Source organism: Undibacterium umbellatum (assembly GCF_014284125.1).
Taxonomy (GTDB): Bacteria; Pseudomonadota; Gammaproteobacteria; order Burkholderiales; family Burkholderiaceae_D; genus Undibacterium; species Undibacterium umbellatum.
Genome location: NZ_JACOFX010000002.1, coordinates 716,837 through 738,199 on the forward strand (window position 1 = coordinate 716,837; position 21,363 = coordinate 738,199).

The 21,363-nt window shown below is 50.1% G+C and carries 22 protein-coding genes; 11 read left to right on the forward strand and 11 right to left on the reverse strand.

The window, feature by feature from the left end:
* Positions 1-119: 119 nt before the first annotated feature.
* Both H8L47_RS07530 and rfaE1 read left to right on the forward strand, forming a co-directional pair.
* On the forward strand, positions 120-1,493 hold the full coding sequence (locus H8L47_RS07530) for a UDP-glucose dehydrogenase family protein (protein WP_186952932.1): 1,374 nt from the start codon (positions 120-122) through the stop codon (positions 1,491-1,493).
* 20 nt (positions 1,494-1,513) lie between these two features.
* The gene (gene rfaE1 / locus H8L47_RS07535) at positions 1,514-2,428 is read left to right on the forward strand and encodes a D-glycero-beta-D-manno-heptose-7-phosphate kinase (RefSeq protein WP_230413635.1); all 915 of its coding nucleotides are present in this window, start codon (positions 1,514-1,516) and stop codon (positions 2,426-2,428) included.
* 55 nt (positions 2,429-2,483) lie between these two features.
* On the opposite strand, the gene H8L47_RS07540 is transcribed toward rfaE1, so the two are convergent.
* Entirely contained in the window at positions 2,484-3,287 is an 804-nt protein-coding gene (locus tag H8L47_RS07540; protein WP_186952936.1) for a DODA-type extradiol aromatic ring-opening family dioxygenase, read from the reverse strand.
* Between the two features lie 158 nt (positions 3,288-3,445).
* Here H8L47_RS07540 and H8L47_RS07545 point away from each other — a divergent pair, with 158 nt between their 5' ends.
* The 3 genes from H8L47_RS07545 (at position 3,446) to cysM (ending at position 6,122) form a co-directional block, all read left to right on the forward strand.
* Positions 3,446-4,327 carry a LysR family transcriptional regulator gene (locus H8L47_RS07545; protein WP_186952937.1) on the forward strand — a complete coding sequence of 294 codons (882 nt, stop codon included), beginning with the start codon at positions 3,446-3,448 and terminating at the stop codon, positions 4,325-4,327.
* Positions 4,328-4,469: 142 nt separating this feature from the next.
* Positions 4,470-4,952 carry a ComEA family DNA-binding protein gene (locus H8L47_RS07550; RefSeq protein WP_186952938.1) on the forward strand — a complete coding sequence of 161 codons (483 nt, stop codon included), beginning with the start codon at positions 4,470-4,472 and terminating at the stop codon, positions 4,950-4,952.
* Positions 4,953-5,219: 267 nt separating this feature from the next.
* A complete protein-coding gene (gene cysM, locus H8L47_RS07555; RefSeq protein ID WP_186952940.1) occupies positions 5,220-6,122 on the forward strand; it encodes a cysteine synthase CysM in 903 nt (300 codons plus the stop codon).
* Between the two features lie 227 nt (positions 6,123-6,349).
* Here cysM and H8L47_RS07560 read toward each other — a convergent pair whose 3' ends face one another.
* From H8L47_RS07560 to H8L47_RS07580, 5 genes are all read right to left on the reverse strand, one after another.
* Positions 6,350-6,649, reverse strand: a complete 300-nt coding sequence (locus tag H8L47_RS07560; protein ID WP_110257001.1) for a hypothetical protein — start codon at positions 6,647-6,649, stop codon at positions 6,350-6,352.
* Positions 6,650-6,974: 325 nt separating this feature from the next.
* Entirely contained in the window at positions 6,975-8,090 is a 1,116-nt protein-coding gene (gene mltB / locus H8L47_RS07565; protein WP_230413636.1) for a lytic murein transglycosylase B, read from the reverse strand.
* A gap of 17 nt (positions 8,091-8,107) precedes the next feature.
* Positions 8,108-10,120, reverse strand: a complete 2,013-nt coding sequence (locus H8L47_RS07570) for a transglutaminase family protein (RefSeq protein WP_186952942.1) — start codon at positions 10,118-10,120, stop codon at positions 8,108-8,110.
* Positions 10,121-10,125: 5 nt separating this feature from the next.
* Complete coding sequence (locus H8L47_RS07575) at positions 10,126-11,100, reverse strand: DUF58 domain-containing protein (protein WP_186952944.1); 975 nt, start codon at positions 11,098-11,100, stop codon at positions 10,126-10,128.
* Between the two features lie 27 nt (positions 11,101-11,127).
* Complete coding sequence (locus H8L47_RS07580; RefSeq protein WP_186952946.1) at positions 11,128-12,048, reverse strand: AAA family ATPase; 921 nt, start codon at positions 12,046-12,048, stop codon at positions 11,128-11,130.
* A gap of 287 nt (positions 12,049-12,335) precedes the next feature.
* Here H8L47_RS07580 and H8L47_RS07585 point away from each other — a divergent pair, with 287 nt between their 5' ends.
* The 3 genes from H8L47_RS07585 to H8L47_RS07595 all read left to right on the forward strand — a co-directional run bounded on the left by H8L47_RS07585 (position 12,336) and on the right by H8L47_RS07595 (position 15,156).
* The gene (locus H8L47_RS07585; RefSeq protein WP_186952948.1) at positions 12,336-13,274 is read left to right on the forward strand and encodes a histone deacetylase family protein; all 939 of its coding nucleotides are present in this window, start codon (positions 12,336-12,338) and stop codon (positions 13,272-13,274) included.
* A 3-nt stretch (positions 13,275-13,277) separates the two neighbouring features.
* Positions 13,278-13,832, forward strand: a complete 555-nt coding sequence (locus H8L47_RS07590; RefSeq protein ID WP_186952950.1) for a GNAT family N-acetyltransferase — start codon at positions 13,278-13,280, stop codon at positions 13,830-13,832.
* Between the two features lie 583 nt (positions 13,833-14,415).
* Entirely contained in the window at positions 14,416-15,156 is a 741-nt protein-coding gene (locus H8L47_RS07595; RefSeq protein ID WP_186952952.1) for a Hint domain-containing protein, read from the forward strand.
* A 129-nt stretch (positions 15,157-15,285) separates the two neighbouring features.
* Here the strand turns inward: H8L47_RS07595 and H8L47_RS07600 are convergent, their stop codons facing one another.
* Positions 15,286-16,212 (reverse strand): hypothetical protein, encoded by a 927-nt coding sequence (locus H8L47_RS07600; RefSeq protein WP_186952954.1) that lies wholly within the window; start codon positions 16,210-16,212, stop codon positions 15,286-15,288.
* A 103-nt stretch (positions 16,213-16,315) separates the two neighbouring features.
* On the opposite strand from H8L47_RS07600, the gene H8L47_RS07605 reads away from it, so the two are divergent.
* Positions 16,316-16,840 carry a nuclear transport factor 2 family protein gene (locus H8L47_RS07605; RefSeq protein ID WP_230413637.1) on the forward strand — a complete coding sequence of 175 codons (525 nt, stop codon included), beginning with the start codon at positions 16,316-16,318 and terminating at the stop codon, positions 16,838-16,840.
* Positions 16,841-16,882: 42 nt separating this feature from the next.
* On the opposite strand, the gene H8L47_RS07610 is transcribed toward H8L47_RS07605, so the two are convergent.
* Positions 16,883-17,350 (reverse strand): DUF4952 domain-containing protein, encoded by a 468-nt coding sequence (locus H8L47_RS07610; RefSeq protein ID WP_186952956.1) that lies wholly within the window; start codon positions 17,348-17,350, stop codon positions 16,883-16,885.
* Positions 17,351-17,581: 231 nt separating this feature from the next.
* Between H8L47_RS07610 and ylqF the strand changes: the two genes are divergently transcribed.
* On the forward strand, positions 17,582-18,514 hold the full coding sequence (ylqF, locus tag H8L47_RS07615; RefSeq protein ID WP_186952957.1) for a ribosome biogenesis GTPase YlqF: 933 nt from the start codon (positions 17,582-17,584) through the stop codon (positions 18,512-18,514).
* Positions 18,511-19,296 (forward strand): enoyl-CoA hydratase, encoded by a 786-nt coding sequence (locus tag H8L47_RS07620; protein WP_186952959.1) that lies wholly within the window; start codon positions 18,511-18,513, stop codon positions 19,294-19,296. Before ylqF ends, H8L47_RS07620 begins: the two co-directional genes overlap by 4 nt.
* Position 19,297: 1 nt before the next feature.
* Here the strand turns inward: H8L47_RS07620 and H8L47_RS07625 are convergent, their stop codons facing one another.
* From H8L47_RS07625 to H8L47_RS07635, 3 genes are all read right to left on the reverse strand, one after another.
* Entirely contained in the window at positions 19,298-19,732 is a 435-nt protein-coding gene (locus H8L47_RS07625) for a hypothetical protein (RefSeq protein WP_186952961.1), read from the reverse strand.
* A 423-nt stretch (positions 19,733-20,155) separates the two neighbouring features.
* Positions 20,156-20,350 carry a hypothetical protein gene (locus H8L47_RS07630; RefSeq protein ID WP_186952962.1) on the reverse strand — a complete coding sequence of 65 codons (195 nt, stop codon included), beginning with the start codon at positions 20,348-20,350 and terminating at the stop codon, positions 20,156-20,158.
* A gap of 48 nt (positions 20,351-20,398) precedes the next feature.
* Positions 20,399-21,067 carry a GntR family transcriptional regulator gene (locus tag H8L47_RS07635; protein WP_186952963.1) on the reverse strand — a complete coding sequence of 223 codons (669 nt, stop codon included), beginning with the start codon at positions 21,065-21,067 and terminating at the stop codon, positions 20,399-20,401.
* Positions 21,068-21,363 lie beyond the last annotated feature (296 nt).

The following is a 21,363-nucleotide window of genomic DNA, read 5'->3' on the forward strand; positions in this document are numbered from 1 at the left end:
TCCCTGAATACTCATTGAGCTTTAAAGAATCTTGAATAAGGTCCGTGATCCGAAACTCTATGTTGATGACTAGATGTCTGGATGCACGGAATGACTTATTTTTATATGGTGATCAAAAAATGAAAATCACAATTATTGGTACAGGTTATGTTGGTCTGGTCACAGGCGCCTGCCTGGCTGAATTGGGAAATGATGTGTTTTGCCTGGATGTTGACCAGCGCAAAATTGATATTCTCAATAACGGCGGCATCCCTATCCATGAGCCTGGCCTGGAAGAAATCGTCGCGCGCAACCGAGCTGCGGGCCGCATACAGTTTTCTACCGATATCGAAGCCAGCGTCAAGCACGGTGATGTGCAGTTCATCGCTGTCGGCACACCGCCAGATGAAGATGGTTCTGCTGACTTGCAATATGTCGTTGCTGCGGCAAAAAACATCGGCAAGTACATGACCAATTTCAAGGTCGTCGTTGATAAATCTACCGTGCCTGTCGGCACGGCTGACCGCGTCAGTGCCGCCATTTCTGCGGAGCTAGGGGCACGTTCTGTGACGGCAGAATTTTCGGTGGTATCCAATCCAGAATTTTTGAAAGAAGGCGCGGCAGTAGAAGACTTCATGCGTCCTGACCGCATCGTCATCGGTTGCGACCAGACACCGCAGGGAGAGAAAGCCCGTAGCCAGATGAAGAAACTGTATGCGCCTTTCAATCGCAATCATGAACGCACTTACTGGATGGATGTGCGCTCGGCAGAGTTCACCAAATATGCCGCGAACGCCATGCTGGCGACCCGCATCTCGTTCATGAACGAACTGGCGAATCTGGCTGACCATGTCGGTGCCGATATTGAAGCAGTACGTCACGGCATCGGCTCTGATCCTCGCATAGGCCACAGTTTTTTGTATGCCGGTTGCGGCTATGGCGGCTCTTGCTTCCCCAAAGACGTGCAGGCGCTGGAACGCACAGCACAGGACTATGGTCTGAATCTTCTGATACTGCAGGCGGTGGAAGCAGTCAATGCACGTCAAAAGCAGGTACTTGGCGACAAGATGCAGCAGCGCTTTGGTGAAAACCTCAGTGGCCGCCATTTCGCCATCTGGGGCCTGGCATTCAAACCGAATACCGATGATATGCGTGCGGCGTCTTCGCGTGTTTTGCTCGGTGAATTGTTGCGCGCAGGTGCGACGGTGGCAGTTTATGACCCGGTCTCCATGCAGGAAGCCAAGCGCGTGCTGGAACTGGATTTCTATGATGCGCCAGAATTGCTGGCTTCCATACGATATGCCGCCAACCCCATGGATGCGCTGGTGGACGCTGACGCCTTGGCCATTGTTACTGAATGGAAGGCCTTTCGCAGCCCGGACTTTGACGAAGTCAAGGCACGACTGAAACAGCCTGTGGTGTTTGATGGCCGCAATCTGTTCGAGCCTACAGTCATGACCGAGCTGGGCATTGAATACCACGGCATAGGCCGCTCTGTACTGACGAACAAATAATGCAAAATATGGATGCAAAGATGAAGCGTATTCTGGTCGCTGGCGATGTCATGCTGGACAGATACTGGTTTGGCGAAGTTAACCGCATATCACCCGAAGCCCCGGTGCCTATCGTGCGCGTGGAAAAAAGTGAAGAACGCCTCGGTGGTGCAGCCAATGTGGCACGCAATGCCGTCGCCCTGGGTGTGCAGGCTGCCTTGATGGGAGTCATTGGTGACGATGATGCTGGCAATAGCATGGAGCGCCTGCTGAAGACTTCAGGCATAGAAGCTTATCTCAGCCGTGATCAGCAAATTTCTACCATCATCAAGCTGCGCGTCATCGGCAGGCAACAGCAATTGTTGCGTATCGATTTTGAAGAACGTCCGACTGAGCATGTCCTGCGTGACAAACTCAATCGCTTCAATTCCTTGTTGACTGGCTATGATGTCGTGGTTTTATCCGACTATGCCAAGGGCAGCCTGGTGAATGTCAGCGCGATGATTGCTGCAGCAAAGGCCGCAGGCAAGATCGTGCTGGTCGACCCCAAAGGCAGTGACTTCAAACGCTATGCCGGTGCCAGCTTGCTGACTCCGAACAAGTCGGAGCTGAAGCAAATCATTGGAGACTGGCCAAATGAAGAAGAACTGACAGCCAGGGCGCAGCAACTGCGCGCAGAGCTGCACATCGACGCCTTGCTGCTGACCCGTTCTGAAGAAGGCATGACCTTATTCACAGCTGATGGTGTGACCCATGTGCCAGCAATGGCGCGTGAAGTATTTGATGTTTCTGGTGCCGGTGATACCGTCATCGCTACCATGGCTGTCATGCTGGCGCAAGGAAAGTCCATGCAAGAGGCGGTAGTGATTGCCAACCGTGCGGGCGGTATAGTCGTTGGCAAGCTGGGTACGGCGACTGTGACGCGAGAAGAACTCTTTCCTGAGTCTGCACATTAAATTGATAACTGTACTGGCTTGAAGTATTCAAGCCAGCATTCTCAATACAGGTTTATCAGGCAATCGTCCCAAAGCGGAAGCTCGATGCCACCACACCGCCAAAGATGTTTTCTTCATGATAAACACAACTGGCAACTTCATCCTCTGCCGCACCCACGGCCACCATCAGTGGCAGTAAATGCTCTTCCCTTGGATGGGCTACCCTTGCTGCCGGCGCATCTTCCCAATGGATCAGGCGGGCGACTCTTTCTGTGGTGCTGCTGGCGATCAGGCTATCCTGCAACCAGTCATCAAAACTCGATGATGGTTCTTTTGCCAGCGGACCAAAGCGGCGCAGGTTATGGTAGCTGAGCCCGCTGCCTATGATCAGCACTCCCTCGGCCCGCAAGGGGGCCAGGGCACGTCCCAAAGCCAGATGCTCGGCCGGGTCCAGACCTGTGCGCAGTGATAATTGCACGACAGGCATATCCGCTTCAGGGTACATGACGGCCAGTGGTGCAAATGCGCCATGATCAAAGCCACGTTGTCCATCAGCTTGCGTGGGCAGTCCTGCTGCCCTGATCAGGCCAATTACACGGTCAGCCAGCTCTGGCGAGCCTGGGGCAGGGTAGCGCACATGATAGGTATGCTCGGGAAAGCCACCATAGTCATACACCATGCCCGGCCTGGGATTACTCATGAGCGTAAAAGAACTCTCTTCCCAGTGCGCCGAGATCATCAGTATGGCCTTGGGCTTGTGTGGCAATTGTTGTGGTATATCGACCAACGACGTTTCCAGCACATGCATGGCTTTGCGCATATCTTCGATGTATGGCCAGGGGCCGCCGCCATGCGAGATAAAGTAGGTAGGCAGGTTCATATGAATATCCTTGAGTAGTCATTCAGCACGGAGGCTCATTTTCTTGATGATGGAGCGCGATGTAATCCATCATAATGTTTCTCATTGTGGAAATCGATGGTGGTAAAGTAATTGTAATGTTTCCATAAATGGAAACATTGAACTAGTGAAGGCAGGTCATGGACGAACTTGATATCAATGGCATCAGGGTGTTTCGCGAAATCGTCGAGTCAGGCAGCTTTACTGCTGCGGCAGATCGCCTGGGCATGGCTGCATCCATGGTCAGTAAACATATCTCCAGATTGGAGCGCAAGCTCGGGGCGCGGCTATTGAACCGTAGCAGCCGCAGCATGAGTCTGACTGAGGCGGGTAAGGATTTTTTTGCGCAGGGCAGGCAGGCGCTGGATATTCTTGATGCTGCAGTCGCCTCGGTCGCGCAAACCAGCGGGCCACCACGTGGTGAATTGAAAATAAGTGCGCCGGTATGGTGTGCCAACCCTGGCTTTGCCAGGTTGCTGGCAGATTTCCGGCAAGACTATCCTGAAGTCCGGCTGGATCTGCATCTGGATAATCATATGGTGGATCTGGTGGCGGATGGCTTTGACCTGGCCTTGCGGGCCACCGATGAGCCTTCTTCTGCCCTGATCGCGAGGCGCTTGTGCAAGGTGGAATTCCATCTGGTAGCGACGCCAGCCTATTTGCTTGAGAGAGCTGAGAAAGCAGCCGAGGAGGCTGCCATGGCTGTCATCTTGCCCAATTATGTCCAGTTGGAACGGTTTCGTTTGCCAATACAAACAGAAATGCCACCATTGAAGCTAGATGCCATCATGAAATGTAGCGACACCACACTCAGCTATCATTGCGTACTGTCAGACATGGGCGCTGCATTTTTGCCCGCCTGGTTAGTGGATGATGATCTTGCCTCCGGCCGTTTGCAACTGGTCGGCGGTAATGAGCCGGGTTTTGCCGCCAATCTGTATGCCATCTATGCAAGTCGCCGCCAGATGCCACCCAAGCTGCGTTGTTTTATTGATTTTTTGATAGACAGGCTGGGCGATTGAATAAAGTTGACATATGTATACAGTGATTTTGTGGAATACTTGTCAACGGAATGTAGTTGATTCCGTTGATATCCATATAGACAGTGATAAAAACTGAACTATACCGCTTAAATAAATGTTCAATTATTGAGGGAGTATTCGCATGTTGAAGAAATTAGTGTTTGGCTTGATGGCTTTGTTGGCAGCTACCGGATTTGCATTTGCTGATGTTGATGTCAATAAAGGTGACCAGGCTGCATTGGATGGTATCAAGGGTATAGGTCCGACCAAATCCAAGGCCATCATAGAAGAGCGTACCAAGAATGGTGCCTTCAAGGACTGGGCAGATTTTGAAAGCCGCGTCAAAGGCATAGGCGAAAAGAGTTCGGCTAAGTTGTCTGCTGCCGGTTTGACGGTCAATGGCCAGGCAAAACCTGGTGCTGCAGCAAAACCTGTGGCCAGTGCAGCGTCTGCCAAGGCTGATAAGGCAGAAAAAGCGGCAGATAAAGCTGCAGATAAGGCTGCAGCTCCAGCGGCGGCATCAGCACCTGCTGCTACTGCTAAACCCGCATCTGCCCCGGCAGCTGCCAAGGCTCCCGTTGCCGCTTCTGCAGCCGCGGCAGCTTCCAAGGCCAGCGCTAAATAAAGCCAAATCCAGCATATTGCTGTTTGCTGTATGTGCAAAATAAAAAACCTCAGGGGTGACCCTGAGGTTTTTTATTAGCTTATTTAAAATCTGTATAAGCATATCTGATACCTCAAATGACAAGGTGAAACTCTTGATCTGTATGGGGAGTAATGCATTTCTGCTTGAAGAAGACAGGTTTCACCAGCCAACCAACTAGCTTATGCTGCAAGCGTCTAATGGGAACTGCGATTAGAATGAGGCTTTGTAATTTTAAGCATGCTGACCATGACCTATCTGACCATTGAAGATACCATAGGCAATACCCCACTCGTAAGATTGCAACGTATACCAGGTGCTGACAATCAGCGACGTAATAATGTCATTCTGGGCAAGCTGGAAGGAAACAATCCTGCTGGCTCAGTCAAGGACAGACCGGCCTTGTCCATGATCAAAAGGGCAGAAGAGCGCGGTCAGATCAAGCCCGGCGATACCCTGATTGAAGCTACCAGTGGCAACACCGGCATTGCTCTGGCCATGGCTGCGGCCATGCGTGGTTACAAGATGATTTTGCTGATGCCAGAAAACCTGAGCATAGAGCGGCGCCAAAGCATGGCCGCTTATGGCGCACAAATCATGTTGACGCCCAAGACGGGGGGGATGGAGTATGCCCGTGATCTGGCAACACAAATGCAGGCAGAAGGGCGGGGGGTGATACTCGATCAGTTCGCCAACCCTGATAATCCTTTGGCTCACTATGAAGCTACGGGACCAGAAATCTGGCGTGATACCAAGGGGCAGGTCACTCACTTCGTCAGTGCCATGGGCACGACTGGCACCATCATGGGTGTATCCGCTTACTTGAAGGAACAAAATCCGCAGATCCACATCATTGGCGCGCAACCAGAAGAAGGTTCACAGATACCTGGCATACGCAAATGGCCGGAAGCATATTTACCCAAAATCTATGACAAGGCCAGGGTGGATCAGGTGGAGTCTGTGACGCAGGCCGATGCCGAACACATGGCGCGCAGGATGGCAGTGGAGGAGGGGATATTCTGTGGTATTTCTGCCGCAGGAGCATGCGAAATTGCTTTACGTGTAGCACAGACTGTAGAAAATGCCACCATCGTCTTCATCGTTTGCGACCGTGGTGACCGCTATTTGTCTACTGGCGTATTTCCTGCCTGATAGACTTAGCCTGGTGGGTGCTGGCATTGCGCTCACCCTGTATTTACTCTGCAAGCCCGACTCTGTCAGCTCTTTACATCACGCTGTCACAAATCCTCAGCATAATTAAAAAAGCCAAAAAAATACCGAAATCACGCTTTTGGCGCATTTTCGGTATTTTTCAATAAAGCAGTTTTCCTGGAAATCCGAAGACTTATCAGGCAGCAACCACCGATCAAATAAAAGACTTATGCTGCGTCTTTTGGTTTGAATTGTTTGTCGCTGATACGGAACTTCGCACGACGGTCGCCCATCAATTCGCGCAGTTCTTTGATGCTGACATCGCTGATTTCATGCATGCGTATCAGTAATGATGCGCCTACAGGCAGGCGACGATGCCTGATTTTACTAATTACTGGTGGTGCCACTTCCAATGCTCTGGAGAGTGCTGCATCATTTTTCAAATGCAATTGCTTGATCAGAGTATCCAACAGATTGTTTGGATCATAGTCGATTTCATCGGATTCAAGCTGGGTCAGGTTTGCCATAATTACCTCGCTGTTTAGTTTATTGATGCTAAATTTAGTTGCTTCAATAAAAAATTAATCAAACGGTAATATTGTATCTTTAAAATATAATTTGCTTGTCAGAAAAATAGCAAACCATTGTTAAATCTCTTGACACATTGCTTAGTTCATACATAAATGTGTCAACTAGATAACAACACTTTAGTTTAGAAAATACTGAATGGCAATGTTTATTCCAGTAATTAGTTACTAGAATAACATAAATTAACAATTTTATTCGGGCAGGAAAAATCTGTTAAATTGTTATTATCCCCTTCCAATGTACCTCAACCTGCTTCTATGCTCATTATTTATGTCTGGCAGCTGCGATCATACGGCCCAAGTCAAACACTGACATGGCATAAAAATAACTCCGATTGTATAGCGTAATGGCAAAAAAATTGTCTGTTGCAAACCAGTACTCTGTTGCGTCATTGCCATTTTGCAGATCAACGAGTCCATAGGAAATATTTGTTGGCGCTTCGCTACTTGCTGTTGTCGCCATGGCTTTTAAATCCTGCAACTGATAGCTGGCCAGTAAACCTTTCCCCAGAGCAGTATTGAGTTGCTCGCTCTTTTCAGGGACGACCAGGGTCGCTGGAAAAGCAATCGGTAAGTTGCGTTTCCAGCCATGAACCGCCAGATAGTGGGCGACGCTGCCGATGGCATCGACTGGTGAGTCAGTCAAATTGATCTTGCCATCACCATCAAAGTCAACGGCATATTTCCTGATACTGCCAGGCATGAATTGTGGCCAGCCTATAGCTCCTGCATAAGAACCCTTGAAAACAAATGGGTCGAGCGAAGATTCTTTGGCCATCAGCAACATGTTTTCCAGTTCACCACGGAAAAACTGCATGCGCGCATCGCGGGTCGGCGTGTCTGGGTAATCAAATGCCAATGTAGTCAACACATCCATGACGCGAAAGCCACCAGTCTGTTTGCCGAAGATGGTTTCCACGCCTATCAAGCCAACGATAATCTCAGGCGGGACACCATATTCTTGCTCAGCTTTTGTCAGTGCATCAGCATATTTGTCCCAGAAGGCAGCGCCGGCTTCAATGCGATAAGGTTCGACAAATCGCGCGCGGTAGGCTTTCCAGTTCTTGGGCTTTCCCGGTGGGGCAGGGCGCATCAATTGCCTGGCGGATTCGATGTGTTTGACCTGCTTGAAAGTGGCTTTCAATTCAGTTTCAGTAAAGCCATGCTTGCTGATCATGCTGGCGATAAATCCTGAGACTTCTTTCCATTGCTCAAAATGGCTTTCACTTGCAGTAGCAGCGGCAGCCGCTTTTTTTACTTGCTTTTTCGTTGCAGCATTTGCTTCACCCGTCATGATAAGTGCCGTCGCAATGATGAGGGAATAGATGCAGTTTTGCAAAGTGCCAGGCTTGCTTGTTACCGGTGTTATGGGAGAAATCAAAATGCGTCAATAAAAAATTAGCGGCATGCTGCCAGCAAGGTTTTTAAACGCCGGATCAATACGTTGTCCGGGCCTGGGTTTTTGCCGTAGCGGGCGCTGGCATACAGTTTCAGAAAACGCTCGGCATTTTCAAAATCGGCTGCGGGCAGGCTGGTGCGCAATTTTTCCAGATAGGCGGAAGGGCCTTCATGCAAGGCACGCGCTGCGGTCTTTTTTTCCATCTTGCGACAGAAAGAAAAGTATACCTTATCAAGAGCACTTAGACGTGGTCGGTTGCGTATCAAAGGCAAGGCCATCAAACCCAGTACCAGGCTGGTGAGAATGAAAAACAGCAAGGTAATCTGAGCCCAGTCGATTTTTTTGAAGCCCAGTGAGTTTAGCAGGCTGATTTGTTTGCTCTGATTGTAGTTCAGGACCCACTGGTTCCAGGAGTTATTGACAGCACTCCATTGCATGCGCATCTGATTGAAAAAAGAGATTCCGTCAGGGCTGAGGTTCATGAGCCCGGCCAAACCCTGGCGTGGCACGGCGTAATTGAGAGAACGTTCTACCCTCTCAGGAGCAACCGCGGCAGTGGGGTCTACCCTGATCCAGCCCTTGCCCTCCAGCCAGACTTCTGCCCAGGCATGGGCATTGGATTGTCGTATTTCCAGAAAGCCGTCGATGGAGTTCAGTTCGCCACCCTGATAACCTGCAACTACGCGCGCCGGTATATTCGCCGCACGCATCAGCAAGACAAAGGCACTGGCATAGTGTTCACAAAATCCAGCCTTGGTATCGAACAAAAATTCATCGGCACTATTTGTGCCCAGCAGTGGTGGATCGAGCGTGTACGAATAGGCTTCGCGGCGGAAATAATCGAGTACCGCCCGAACCAGTTGTAAGTCATCCTGATATTGCTGCCGCAGGCTGGCTGCAAAGGCGGTAGTCCGCGGGTTATAACCCGCCGGTAGATGCAGAGAGTGTGCTTGCATTTCACGGCTGCTATTGGCTTCCAGGCTATAGCCAGGATAAGACGCTATCTGGTACTTGATTCTTTCCTGGGTGCTCTGTTCGCGCCGGGTTTCCATTTGCTGGTTAATGACGATGCTGCTTGCCGAGCTGCCTTCAATTTCGGGCTTGCTGGCGGGCATGTCGAGGGCGAACAACCAGTTTTGACCATTGGCTTCCAGCGTGATTTCCTGGTGTACTGGTTGACCGGTATAGCTGATCCAATCTCTTTCTTCTGCATTTCTGTAAAGAGATCTCCTGTCTTCATGCGACCAACTGCGGCCATCAAATTTATCCATGACGATACCGCGCCAGTACAGCAAGGGCTTGGCAGGGATTTCTTGTGTAAACTTGACACGAAAGGCAATCTCTTCGGATTGCGCCAAGTCACTGATATTGCCAGGCGACATGGAGCTGGACAAACCGCTGCGTGCCGAATGGGCGTCACCCGGCAAACCCCAGAGTGGCCCCTGTATGCGTGGAAACAACACAAAGGCGATAATCGTAAGCGGGATTGCCAAACCCAATATAGTGGCGCCGAACTTGAGTCTTTGCCTTAGTGGCGGTACCACGCCAGTATAGTGAAACGATAATTGTGCAGTCAGTAGCAGGCACAAACCTGTCAGGGTTAGCACGGCGGCGAGAATGGTTTGCTGATAAAAGAAGCTGGTCAGCAAGATAAAGAAACCAAGAAAGATAACGACGAATAAATCGCGTTTGGCATGCATCTCCAGCAGTTTGCAAGTCAATAGCAAGACCAGCATGGTGACGCCAGCTTCCCGGCCAAAAAAAGTTCTGTGCGTCAGGAAAACGCATGCCATCATCAGGATGGCGACTGGTAGCAGCAACATGGCATGCGGCAGGCGGCGGCCACTCAAGGTCAGCCAGCCACGCCATGTCAATAACAAGGCGCAGGATGCATTCACCCACCACATCACATGATCGGCATGTGGCAAGAGTACAAAGGCACAGGCAAAGATCAAGAGCAGGGTGTCGGCTTTGTCACGTGACAGGATGGTGCGGAATAAGGGCGTTTTCATGATGCTCACATATCGTAAAGCGCCAGCGCACGCAAGCAGGCATCTCGATGCTCTGGTCCGCTTGCTGCTGCATATTTTATTTGCCCCAGGCGGAAGCCATACGTCAGCCCACGCTGGTCTGCCTCCAAAATCCAACTGGACATGCGTGATAACTTGAGTTCGACGTCCATGTTGCCGGGCAGGGCAGAAAAATCGAGCATGACATCACTACCAGAACCGCCGGCAAACTGCTTGGTCACCAATTGACCACCGAGTGCGGTATCGACTTTGGCAATCTGTTTCCAGGCCAGATGCTTCATGGGGTCCCCTGGCTGATAGGCGCGTACTCCGGCAAAGTCTTCATCACCGGCGTGACCCGGCACCTCGGTTTTTTTACCTTGGCCGGACATGGGTAAAGGCGGGGCATTGACTTCAGGCTGCGGGTAGACCAGGGCATGGGCATCAGCCAGCCAGGTGCTCCAGGCGCGCAACAAGCCTAGCGGATAATAGGTTTGCAAGCGTATTCTGGGGATAGCCTGCAAGCCCCTGCTGATGGTGGGATAGCTGAGTTGTACTGCAATCCGGCTGTCTGCAGCAATATCGACAAACTTCTCCGGGTGGCCCTTGTCGGCAAATCCCACGCTGATGGCGTAACGTGCATGGGCACGGCGGTTGATCAGGTAAACTGTAAATTCAGTTTCTTCTCCGGCAAAAACAGACCTGGCTGAACCTGGCAACAAATGCAGATAGGCCAGATTACGGAAGGCATAAAAGACATTGATCAGGGCGACACCACCCAAGACATATGTCAGGCCAAAGCCAAGATTAAGGCTGTAGTTGGTCGCCGCTAAAAACATCAGCAGCAGCAAGACAACAAATACCAGTCCGGGTTTGCTGGGCACGGTAAATACTCGTCGTTGGCTCAGGAAGACTTCACCGCTTTCTGGCTTGCTCTCCAGGAAAACGATTTTGCGCAGCTTTTTTTTAATCGATGTGAACATGCAGTTGGCTATTTTTTGCTGGCAAGATCAGACGCTGACACGTTTCATCAATTGCGCCAGCAATTCGCTGCTGGCGCTGACTTTGCCTGTCATTGACTTTAGTGGGCGCAGTCTGTGCGCAATCACAGGGATCAGGATAGCTTGCACATCCTCTGGCAAGACGTGGTCGCGACCTTCCATGGCAGCCCAGGCGCGTGCGGCTTGCAACAGCGCGATAGAGGCGCGTGGACTCATGCCCTCGGCAAACAAATCGCCTTGACGCGTGGCATGGGCCAGTGATTGTACATAGTCGATCAGCGGCGCAGATGTATGGATTTTTTTCAGCTGCTGCTGGGCTTCCATCAATTCTTCGGCCTGCATGACGGCTGGTAGTTGGGCCAGCAGGCTGCGTCTGTCTTCACCCAACAACAGTGCACGTTCTGCTGCAGCATCAGGATAACCCAGCGACAGACACATCAAAAAACGGTCCAGCTGCGATTCAGGTAAGGCAAAAGTGCCGACCTGGTGCGCCGGGTTTTGGGTGGCGATGACAAAGAAAGGTTTCGGCAGGTTGCGGGTTTGTCCCTCGACCGAAACTTGTCTTTCTTCCATGGCCTCAAGCAAAGACGACTGGGTCTTGGGCGTGGCACGGTTGATTTCATCGGCAAGCAGGACCTGGGCAAAGATGGGGCCTGGGTGGAAAACAAATTGTGACTTTTCCCTGTCAAAAATCGATATCCCCACCACATCAGCTGGCAGCAGATCACTGGTGAATTGCAGGCGGTTGAATTTCAGACCCAGGGAAATCGCCAGGGCATGCGCCAGCGTCGTCTTGCCCACGCCCGGCAGATCTTCTATCAATAGATGGCCACCTGCCAGCAAACAAACCAGAGCCTGTCTGATTTGCTGCTCCTTGCCTATGATGACGTTATTAACCTGTTTGGCAACTTTATGTACTTTGGAAAACATGTTTTTCCTTATTTTTCAGTGTTAATGCTGGGCTGACATTCTTCAGGTTCATTGCCGAACCAAATCGACATCACTCAAGAATTGTCAAATTTCTGTGATGACAGTGTAAACCGAAATGTCAAAGACTGTTGCTCCCGGTGAAAAGATTCAGACAAACGGATTTGCAAAATCAGACAAATAAGGTGAAACTGATGTTAAGACAGATAAGATAAGCAGAACAAATATCACATTTTTATGCGCTGGCAGTTTGTGCCAGGCAGGATTTGTGGCAGTTCTGGCACAGAGACATGACAACTGCGTATTACACCCATGCTGACTGCAAGCGCCATGAAATGGGCTCCTGGCACCCGGAATCGCCGGATCGCTTGCAAGCCATCGACGATCAATTGATCGCCAGCCGTATCAGCACTTTGCTAGATCACCGCGATGCACCGCAAGCCTCAGAGGCAGACTTGGCGCGTGTGCACACTGCCGACGCTATTTACCGGATACGGGAAAACTGTCCTTCCGAAAAATCAGAATATAGCCATTTTCCGCTTGATGCTGATACCTCATTGAATGCTTATACCTGGCGAGCCTCGTTGCGAGCAGCAGGTGCGGCAGTTGCTGCGACCGACGCCGTGCTCGATGGCGAAGTGGAAAATGCCTTTTGTGCCATACGTCCGCCCGGTCACCATGCCACGCCCAGCGAAGCCATGGGGTTTTGCATGTTCAATAATGTCGCCGTGGCTGCCAAGCATGCGCTGGAAGTGCGCGGTTTGCAGCGCATCGCTATCGTCGACTTTGATGTCCATCATGGCAATGGCACAGAAGAAGCATTCCGCAATGATAAGCGGGTGCTCATGGTGAGTTTTTTCCAGCACCCCTATTATCCCTACACCGGTACGGAGCATCCCGCCAGCAATATGGTGAACATTCCCGTACCGGCGCATAGCTATGGTGACGCCGTGCGCCTGTTGATTACCGAGCAGTGGTTGCCAGCCCTGCGCAAGTTTGCGCCAGAAATGATCTTCATCTCTGCCGGTTTTGATGCTCACCGTGAAGATGATATGGGGCAAATGGGCCTGGTCGAAGCTGACTATGCCTGGATCACCAAAGAAATCATGAAGATTGCTCAGGAGTTTTCCAACAAACGTATCGTCAGTTGCCTGGAAGGTGGCTATAACCTGTCAGCACTGGGGCGCAGTGTGGTGGCTCATCTCAAAGTCCTGGCTGATCTGGATTGAGTCATGATTAATTTCAGTAGCCTGAGCCCGCTGAAGACGGAGCGCCTGTTATTGCGCAAGCTGGAGCGCAGTGACATAGACAGTGCGGCCATCATCCATGGTGACCCTGCCACCAATATCCATAACCCTACCGGCCCAAGATCACGCGAAACCACCAGGGTTTTGCTGGATGACTGGGTAAGCGCGTGGGAACGCCAGCATTTTGGTTACTGGACGGTCTGCTCTATAGACGTACCAGAGCGGGTACTGGGTTTTGGTGGCGTCATGCGCAAGCAGATAGGTGACTTCAGTGGTCTGAATATCTATTTTCGTTTTGCTGCTGATACCTGGGGCAAGGGCTATGCCACGGAAATGGCAAAGGCTGCCTTGCATGCTGCCTTTGTGGTGCTGGCAGAGGATGCCGTGTATGGCCTGGTCAGGCCCGCTAATACGCCCTCGCGCCGCACCCTGGAAAAAATCGGCATGCAGCTATACGCAGAAGTAGAGGATGTGCCAGGCGAAGCCGCCAGTCTGATTTACCGTATAACGCGCACAGATTATTTGGCCGCGCAGTCCTGATCCTCCCCCTCTTTAAATGTTGATGCTAAAGTCATGAAGCGCGAATCCTTGCGTCAACCAGTTGACGGTCGACAGAAAGTTTGCAAGTTTCGTCAAACAAGACTTATCAATTGCTTCGCGAATTCGATACCTATCGCCTTCTTGGACCGATGCAGGTGTCTTTACTTCAGCCGCAAACCTTGACATCAAATTTACGAAACGAAAGAATTTATTTTCCAAACAAGTGCAGAATTTGTTCATTACTCAGCATGAAAAAATAAGTTATTATTTGTTCGAAACTCGCTCACTTCAGTGGTGTGGATTCCACAATCCATGTCATCAGCGAGCGCGAATATGAAGTAGGCGATTTTGAATACAGCGCAAGCGAGCAGATCCTGTTCTGTGCTGAAATGCGAGTGCCACACTATGTGCTGCTTGCGCCACCCTAATCGTCAGAACCCTAATTTCTGCGCTTCAAGCTTACTCGTGTCTCTATGCCCTACCTGGAAGAGTCATACGGTTCTTGTTGGCGACATGTAGCCAGGAAAAATCCCAGGTGCAGAAGAGTTGAATGCGATGAACGCATTTTTTTGAGGAAATATATATGAATCTTGATTCTCCAGAAGTATCAATGAATACATCAGGCGGTTTTGCAGGTGGTACGCTAATTCATACCAAAGATGGTCTGCGGCGTATAGATACGATCAAGGTCGGCGATTTGATTCTGGTTCCCAATGGACCGAACGGGGAAAGCACTTATAAGCCAGTTGCCAGGATCAGCAAATCTGATCATGCAGTGATGGTAGCTGCTGATATTGGGTTTTGTGAGCATGAGTATCCAGGCTTTAAGCTGGTATTTTCAGGTCTTCCTGCATTCCTGGTTTTTGGGATCGTGCCAGACTATCCAGAAGACGAAGCGGAAGAGTATCGGTCTTCGTTCGGCTGGATGAGCGTGGATTCGATTCATGTCTTATATTTGCTTGCCAGTTCACCAGGCAAGCACGCCACATTTGGCAGTAAAGCACCGCTATGGAAGACGAATGATGCAAACGTTGCTTTTGAGCTGTTTGGTTACGATTCGGAAATTGGTTACCAGCTAACATTTAAAAACGGTGAAATCGTCGATAAAAAGACTGCAGATTGCGATCTATTTCACGATGATGACTTTAGCTCTAAGGATGACTCACCAGAGGATGCAGAACAATGCGCTTATAAAGACACTGCGTTTAGCATAGAAACTGCAGATGTAGACCCGTTTTTTGTTGGCGAAGGGGGATTACTCGTGTATGCCGGAAGGGGGAGTGCGGAATATAAAGTATGGGCATATGGCAGAATTTGGGAATAATCCCCTACCGGCCCATTCATCTTTTGGATACGTGGTTTTTGCTACAAGAGAATTTCAGCAAATCCACGATAAGCTGCAGATTAAATTTATCCTGGCGCGCAGAGATGAATTGCGCGCATCTCTGGATTGCTAATGAGATAGATTTATAAGTGCTTGCTGGAGTTTTGGGGAGAAACTGGATTCACCCCAGGTTGTCATTTCCATGATGCTATGCGTTTCGGCTATTTTGCTGACAGCACGGAGGCCAAGGCAATAACCACGTCGTTTGATATTCTGGCTGCTGATGACTCTGAACCAGTCGGCATACTGCTTGCCTTGCGGTTTCAACATCATGATAGTGGAGTAATCTTTTGCCCACGTCTTGATATTGTTTTCAATGCAGGCTTCCGCCAAGTCTTCCTGCATTAATTGCTGTGACAACGTGGACTCAGGATTCAGCATTTTGCTGACATATGTTGCCAGCCCCTCATGCCACAAAGGTGAGGCCATGGAAGAACCGGACTTCAGATGAGAAGTTTTTTGGGACAGATACAAATGAAAGAATTCATGTGAAAATAATACGTCGAGAGACTCCCCGGTTTCGGCGATACGATCAACACCAATAATAAGCACCCATGCATCCTTGGACTTCAGGTATCTTTGTGCGCCATTGATCCCCAGTGTAGGCAAGAAAATAATCTGCATGCCATCCTGCATATCAGGAAATTGACGTTTGAACCGCTCACCTTGTGATGCTGTGAGTTTTTCTGCATTAGCGTAGAGCTGGAATATAGTTTTTTCGGTTGCTGGCAAGGTTCGAAGCAGGTGTTGTATCTTCTTTTTGTATAGTGTGTGGCCGTCTGGAGTTGTTAAATCTGGCAGCAATTGTTCGTAGACATCTGCGTACTTGCGTTCAAACTGTAACCATAATTCTTCTTGCTCTGCCAGATCCTTGCCGTTTGCTTGCGCCCAAAATTGCTGAAAATCTGCTCCTGTTGATGTGATGGCCAGTTTTTGTGCGTGAGCAGGAAATGCAAAGCAAAAAAAAGCAAGCAAACTATTTAGCAAGTACTTCATTCGCCCCATTCTCCATTGAATATTGACATAAAGCTGTTTATTTTAACATTTCGGATACAGGGCGACGTCAATGGCTTTCATGAGGTTTTTCAAAGGAGATATCATGCTGATAAAAATTTTAAAAGTCATTACTTTGAGCTCTGCAATGAGCTTCATTATGCTTCCAGCAAATGCATTTGCGACTGAAGACATGACCGTACTTGCAGAGAAAGTGACCCATTTTATCGATGAATGGCATGACGATGCCGCGCACGCACGTCTGCAGTATTTTGACAAGATTGCAAAAGACGGTATCTACATAGGCACGGACAAGACCGAACGCTGGACACGGGATGAATTCAAGGTATGGGCCAAGCTTTTTTTCGAGCGCCCGTCCGCCTGGGCTTTCAAATCCTTTAACCGCCATATCAGTATGTCGGAAGACCGCAAGATTATCTGGTTTGATGAGCAACTGCAAACCCAGATGGGCATCTGCCAGGCGACGGGCGTGATAGCGCAAACAGCAAAAGGATTCGAGATCAGGCACTACCAGTTGTCGCGGACCGTGCCGAATGAATTGACTGATTACCTGGCAGCAGGTGTCAAAAAGCTGGATGAAAAAAACGCGGGGCAAGTGCAAAAGAAATAAGCTTGGATTCCTGCCTTTAATCAAGTACGGTTCAAGTACGGTTCAGGGTGATTCCAGTGCCAGTTCAACGTTGACGTAAAACCAGTCTATTTTTGCCCAATCTTTCCGGTGACTGATCAAATTTTCATTGGTTCCCATGCTGACCCTGTAATTGAATTCAGTATGACTGCCTAGTTGGCCACTACCGCTGCCATGCTCTGGGCTATTGCGGTTTTCCCAGATGCAGCAGACACGGTGCAGCGGCAGCATTCTGGTGTGCCGTATCAGATAGCGCTCTATTTGTGCTGCCTCACTCCCCTTGGTTTTGTAACTTGCCAGCAGGGTGTGTATTTGTGCATCCATGGCGGGCTTGCATCCCAAAAAAATCAGTGCAGCAGGTTTTTTGCCCAGTTTTTGCAAAAAGTCGGCACATTGCGGCGTACTGCTGTTGACACGGGGTGCAACGTCGCTAGCCCAGACTTCGCTTGCAAACAGCACAGTCAAGATACTCAGCAAGAATCGTTTGTACAAAATTTTCGTCCTATGTAACGTCAGCAAGCCTGCATACATAGTAACCCGGAGAATGCCATTCAATTATCTCTGATGATTAAAATCCTGACTGCCTTGCTGCATCTAGGATGTCAATTTGACAAAATTGATGCCTAAATGGGGTGGTTTTCCGATGTAGGAAGCAAAATCCGGCGCAAGCAGGGCAGAGTTCCGTACAATATCGCTTTGTTTTTGCTAAAAAGAAGAATAAGCATGTCCATACAATGGTTCCCCGGCCACATGAACGCCGCCCGCAAGAAGGCGGCGGAAACCATGGAAAACACCGACCTGGTGATAGAAGTGCAGGATGCCCGCATTCCTCAAGCCTCTTGCAACCCCATGGTTGAGTCGCTGCGCAACTTTCGCCAGCGCCCTTGCCTGAAGATTTTGAACAAGTCTGACCTGGCTGACCCGAATGCCACCAAGGCATGGCTGGATTTCTACAATGCCCAAAAAGGTGTGTTCGCCGTTGCCCTGAGCTGCAAAAAGCCGTCTGATGTTGCCAAAGTGCCAGGTCTGGCACTGAAGCTGGCACCGCATCGCGGCGTACCTACCAAGCCGCTGCGCATGATGATCATGGGCATACCCAACGTTGGTAAATCGACCTTGATGAATGCCCTGCTCAAAAAGCGTGTTGCCAATGTCGGTGATGAACCTGCCGTGACCAAGACCCAGCAGCGCCTTTACCTGGGCAAGAACATGATCTTGACAGACACTCCCGGTATGCTTTGGCCCAAGATAGAACATCCTACGGATGGGCTGATGCTGGCTGCCAGTCATGCAGTCGGTGTTAATGCCCTTATAGAAGAAGAAATTGCGACCTTTTTGGCTGAGCAATTGCTGATTCATTATCCACAATTCATCACTGCTCGCTATGGCTTTCCGGTTGACGGCATAGATGCGGTCTCTGTCATAGAAGGCGTGGCCAAAAAACGTGGCTATAAGCTCAAAGGTGGTGATTGGGATTATGAGAAGGCTTCCCACACACTGTTGCTTGATTACCGCAGTGGTGCGTTAGGGCGTGTGAGCCTGGAAACCCCGGCCAGCCGCGAGCATTTGCTGGCGACTTATGTTCCTCCGATTTTGCTGGGACAGGGCAAGAGTGTGCAAACTGGCATGGAGCCAGAACAGGAAGACGCAGAATGAGTCTACAGGCAGACACGCCTTTTGTATTGCGTAGCGACGCAGGTGGAGTCACTACGCTGACATTGAACCGTAGCGAACGCTTCAACCCTCTGTCGGAAGAAATGCTGGCTGCCCTGCAGACTGAATTTAAGGCCATTGCTACCGACGAAAGCGTGCGGGTAGTTGTGCTGGCTGCTGCTGGCAAGGCATTTTGCGCAGGCCATGACCTGAAGCAAATGCAGGCTAATTCCTCGGAAGCGTATTACAAGAGTCTGTTCCAGCAATGCAGCAAGCTTATGCTGGCTATCCAGAAATTACCCCAACCAGTCATCGCCCGTGTGCATGGCTTGGCGACAGCAGCAGGTTGTCAGTTGGTCGGCATGTGTGACCTGGCTGTTGCCAGCGACAATGCCAGCTTTGCCGTGTCTGGCGTCAATGTTGGCCTGTTTTGCTCTACACCGGCAGTTGCCTTGTCGCGCAATGTCTCTCGCAAGCAAGCCATGGAAATGTTGCTGACTGGTGACTTCATTGATGCCCAGACAGCAATGCAGCGCGGTCTCATCAATCGTGTCACCAGCCCTGAACAACTCGATGCCTGCGTAGCAGAACTGGCCGCCAGCATTGTAGCCAAGCCTGCGCTCGCCATCAGCATGGGCAAACAGTTATTCTATAAACAGCTAGAAATGGGTGTGGAAGCAGCTTATCAACTGGCCGGGCAAACCATGGCTTGCAATATGCTGGATGCTTCCGCGCAAGAGGGTGTGCAGGCTTTCCTGGCAAAACGCCGGCCTGACTGGTCTTGATTTACTTCTTTTCTTGCTTGTGGGTTCTGAGATGGTCGGCAATGACTGCACCAAGCGAGCACCAGACTCCCGCAACAAAGCAGGTATACAAAACGGTATATGAAGTGGGGAGTTGGGCAGGGGTGTCGCTATAGGCAAAGCTGGCATAGGTATATACCAGCGCTGTTGTCGCTATTCCCAACAGATACCCATGCATCATCGGCGATTTCTCAGCCAGATATCCCACTAGCAATCCCGGTACTACATATTGTGCAAAACCAAAGATGGTCATGAACAATTGGTTGCCCCATAAACCGGTATCTGTATTCACCAGTGTTGCTGGTGCCATGGATGCTTTTAGCATCGCGATGAACACGAAATACAGCAGGCCGTACGCAACAGTCGACAGGGCGATTGCTTGGGTATTCGGTTTGGAAATAAAGGGGTGGAATGCCATAGGGGCAAGATTATACTCTTAGCTGCTGAAGAATTGGGCACAATTGAGAGTGTTTTGTGGCATTCTTTAAGGTGATGCTTCATCACTCTATGACTGGAGTTTGAGTTCTAATCTGAGTAACGTCATTCCAGCGTGTTTTTGGCTGGAATCCACTAGGCTGTTGCTCCAGCAGAGTTCGTGGCATGCTGGCAAGCACATTAATTTTAGATTCGTAGTGTTTTGCGTAACTGATTTTCAAATACATTCGTAATTAATCTGCGATTGCAGGCCGGTGGTAGACCGGCGGCTACACACCTTTTTGCTTCGCCAAAAAGGTGTGCCAAAAAGGCGGCCCAGGCGTCATCGCCCCTGCGGGGTTCCCGTTTGTGCGGTACAAAAAATGGGAAATGCCCGAAACTCGCTACGCTCAAACACGGGCATTTCTTAATCCATTTTCCGTACCGCACAAACGGCGTCGACACATGGGAACTGCGGAAATTCAAAACCAACCCCGACTTCAACAGCAACTCCAACGTCAAAAGCAACTCCAACGTCAAAAGCAACTCCAACGTCAAAAGCAACTCCAACGTCAAAAGCAACCCCAACGTCAAAAGCAACGTCACTGCGACCTTGGTTCATATTCTTTTGGTTACGGTGTGGCGTTTCTACCTCACCTAAATAATAAGCCTACCCAATTACCTTACGCGCAAACGACTCCAGGTAATCCATCAGGCCATCCGCGGCCTTGGCTGCCTGTTCTTCATTGCCTTTGGCAATCGCCTTGGCGACCAGCATGTGGCAGCGGGCACCTTCTTCTATGTCGCCTTCGTGCTGGAAAGCGTACCAGAAGCGGCGGCATTTGATGATGAGGGGGATGACTGCGGCGACGGCTGATGGGTTACGGCAGGCTTCGTGGACAACGTGGTCGAGGGCCTGGTCGGCGGCCATGTAGTCGTTGAGGTCATTGCGCTTGGCGGCGACCAGCATTTTGTCGGCGCATTCTATGATGTCTTTGCGGTGCTGCGGTGTAGCGCGGCGGGCGGCGCTGGCACCGATCAGGCGTTCGATGACGCGGCGAGTTTCTATCAGCGTCATGTGCTCGGCGGCTTCGATGTCGCTGATGATCAGGCCACGTCTGGGCATTTGCTGTATCAGGCCATTCGAGGACATGCGCATCAACGCTTCCCGCAGCGGGGTGCGGCCCAGGCCGGTCCTTTCTACCAGTTCAGACTCGACTACGGGAGAGCCGGGTTTTAACTGCAGTGTGACGATCATGCTTTCTATGGCGTCATAGGCAACGTCGGCTGCACGCAGCTTGGGAGGGAATGTCAGTATTTTTTCAGGGGTAGCGAGCATCAGATATCCATGTTCTGTATTTTGTATGGATTTTACCTATTAATATACGAATATTACCTTGTAAAAAGCTGGAATCATCAAATTCTACGTGTTTTTCGATAACTTTCGCAGTTTTTTGATGTGTAGAAATATATTCCTGCCTCCAATTTTGCCATGGACTGTCCTTGTTTGCTGAGGATTTACGCAGAATTCGGCATAGGTGTAGATTTTAGACTGGATTTTGAGATAAGCTACGCATTATAAATATAATTTAAATATATTTATAAATTACTTTAATCGCAATAAGATTGATGCTG